At 72.8% G+C, this 2821-nt stretch carries 3 protein-coding genes; 1 reads left to right on the top strand and 2 read right to left on the bottom strand.

Annotated elements, in window-relative coordinates; translation table 11 throughout:
- Positions 1 to 98: 98 nt before the first annotated feature.
- Positions 99 to 476: a VOC family protein gene (locus ACWGDE_RS37970; protein ID WP_453393646.1), complete on the bottom strand. Its 378-nt coding sequence runs from the start codon at positions 474 to 476 to the stop codon at positions 99 to 101.
- 190 nt (positions 477 to 666) lie between these two features.
- On the opposite strand from ACWGDE_RS37970, the gene ACWGDE_RS37965 reads away from it, so the two are divergent.
- Positions 667 to 2274 carry an alpha/beta hydrolase gene (locus ACWGDE_RS37965; RefSeq protein WP_453393645.1) on the top strand — a complete coding sequence of 536 codons (1608 nt, stop codon included), beginning with the start codon at positions 667 to 669 and terminating at the stop codon, positions 2272 to 2274.
- A gap of 135 nt (positions 2275 to 2409) precedes the next feature.
- Here the strand turns inward: ACWGDE_RS37965 and ACWGDE_RS37960 are convergent.
- Positions 2410 to 2821, bottom strand: a 412-nt coding sequence (locus ACWGDE_RS37960) for an MFS transporter (RefSeq protein ID WP_453393644.1), incomplete at its 5' end; no start/stop codon positions are given.

Raw genomic sequence — 2821 nt, 5'->3', positions numbered from 1 at the left:
GCGCTGGCGGCACACCACCCCCCAGCTCCACGGCCCGCCCTGCGGGGCCGGTGGGGTGCCCGGACCGGCACGGCAGGGCGGTCGGGGCGCGTCCGCCCTCAGTGACGGACGAGGCAGAACGGATGCCCCGCCGGATCGGCGTAGACGCGCCAGCCCTGTCCGTCGGAAGCACCGTCCAGGAGGGTCGCTCCCCGCTCCAGCACCTGCTCCTGGGCCCGGTCCAGGTCCGCGACGCCGAAGTCGAGGTGGAACTGCTGGGGCCGGGACGGGTCGGGCCATTGCGGCGCCCGGTAGTCCGTCGCCCGCTGGAAGGCGAGGACGAGGCCGGACGGCGTGTGCAGCGTCGCCCAGTCGTCATCGGTCGCCCACCGCCGGTCCTTCTGGTTGACGGTTCCTCCGAGCACCGCCCGGTAGAACGCGGCGAGTTCCGCCGGATCCGGGCAGTCCAGTACCACGCATTGCAGGTCAGCGATCATGTCCGGATCCTAAGCGGCGACCGGAACGTACAACCCTGGGTACAGCCGGATGCCATCCCCTGGTGGTAGGAGGGCGCGTCTCCTGGTGGTAATGGGAAATCAACCCCTGGTGGGCCGACACGGGCGGCGACCGGGGGCTACGTTGACGCCCGTTCGGCACCATCCATGACGGAGGATCGAGGATCGCCGCATGCAGAGCCGTTTGGCCGATGGCCCCCGCGAACGAGCCGCGTGGGTGACGACGCTCGTCCTGATCGCGGTCACCGCGCTCCTCGGAGCCGCTCCCCGCGCCGCCACGGCGGCGGCCCCGGCCGCGCCGGCCGTTCCCGTCCTGTCCTGGGGCCCCTGCGACGACCCGGGGGACGGTTTCGAATGCGCGACCGCCCTGGTGCCGCTGGACTACCGGCAGCCCGCCGGGCGCACGATCCCGCTCGCGGTCACCCGGAAGCTCGCCGCCGACCGCGCCCACCGCACCGGGGTCCTGCTGCTGCACCCCGGCGGCCCCGGCAACTCCGGCGTGAACTTCGCCCGCAACAGCTACGAAGCCCTGCCCGCCTCGCTCCGTGACGCCTTCGACGTCGTCGGGTACGACATGCGGGGCGTGGGGCGCAGCGGGCAGGTGGAGTGCTGGAACGACAAGGAGTACTCCGCGGCCGTCGACGCCGCACGCGGCGTACCCGGACCGGATGCCCTGCACGGCGCGATCCGGCAGGGCCTCGAATTCGCCACCGCCTGCCGGGAACGCTCCGGTGACCTGGTGCCCTTCATCGGCACCGCCTCGAACGCCAAGGACATCGACCTGCTCCGCCAGGCCCTCGGCGAGGAGACGGTCACCTTCTACGGGCGTTCCTTCGGCAGCTACGTCGGCACGGTCTACGCCGCCCAGTTCCCCCGGCGCGTCCGCGCCATGGTCCTGGACGGGGCCTACGATCCGCGGCGCTACGCCGACGTGCCGTACGCCTACGACGCCGCGCAGTTCGTCGCCCTGGACGCGGCGGTCGGCCGGTTCCTGGACTGGTGCGCGGACAACGCCACCGCCTGCGGATTCGGGGAAGGCCGGCCGCGGCAGGCCTTCGAGGAACTCGAGCGGGCCCTGGACGCCGACCCCGTGATCACCGCGAGCGGACGCCCGGCCACCGGCTACACCCTCGCCTACCGGCTGATGTTCAACATCAACGCGGGCAAGGAGATCTGGCCGTACCTGGGGCAGGCCCTGCGGGCGGCCCAGGCACGCCAGGGCTCGTTCCTGCTGTCCCCGCCCTCACCCGCGTCCTTCGACTTCCTCAACGTCAACACGGCCGTGGAGTGCGCCGACCGCGTCTACCCGACCAGCCCCCTGCTCCTGCGCACGCTGGTCAGCGCCCACGTCGCCGTGGCCCCACTGCTGGGACCGCCCATCGGCCTCGGGCCGCCGACGTACGACCACAACCACGCCCCGACCTGCGCCCAGTGGCCGGCGGAGCGGCCGAGCCGTTACGAGGGCTCGTACCGGGCGGCCGGCTCGGCCCCGATCCTGATCCTCGGCACGACCGGGGACCCGGACACCCCGTACCAGGACGCCGTGGCGCTCGCCAGGACGCTGGACAACGGACGGCTGCTGACCTTCGCCGCCGAGGGACACACGGCCTACAACCGGAGCGAGTGCGTCAGCGCCCTGGTCACGGACTACCTCGCCACCCTGGCGCTGCCCGCACGAGGCACCGTCTGCGCCGACGAGGCTCCCCCGGAGCCGCTGGGCCGGCGTACGTCGGGCATCGAGGTCGACGAGACGCAGGACGTGATCCCCACCCTGCGCTGAGCGCCTCCGCCGAGTGGGGCGAGCGGGCTCATTTCCCGAGCCCCTTGCCCCACTTCCCGGACGGGTCGGTCTCCAGGAGGCTCTGCTGAAGGCCTGCGACATGGTGTCCTGTGAGGGCGGACAGCTCCCGGTCCGTCACGTGTGACTGCGGGCCGGACCCTGCTCGCGCGGGGAGGCGTACTCGTTCCCGGGAAGCAGGAACGGGGTCAGCAGGATGACGAGACCGGCGATCGCGATCGCGGTGCGGGGGCCGGTGATGCCGGCCAGCAGACCCCAGAGGGCGGTCAGCGCGGCGATGGTGGCCTTGCTGGTGACCGACCACGCGGACAGGGTGCGGGCGACCCGGTCCCCGGGGGTCCGTTCGAGCCGGTACGTGGCGAACACCGGGTTGAACACGCCCATGCAGGTGATCAGCCCGAGCTCGACGGCCATGACGAGCACGAGCCCGGCCGTGCCGGGGCCGATGAAGGCCAGTCCGACCAGCCAGCACGCGCGCAGCGCCCCGGCGGTGAGCATGACCCTGTGCCGCCCGAACCGGGCGACGAGC

This window comes from Streptomyces sp. NPDC054956 (genome assembly GCF_053609185.1).
This window is presented reverse-complemented; position numbering and strand designations above follow the sequence as displayed.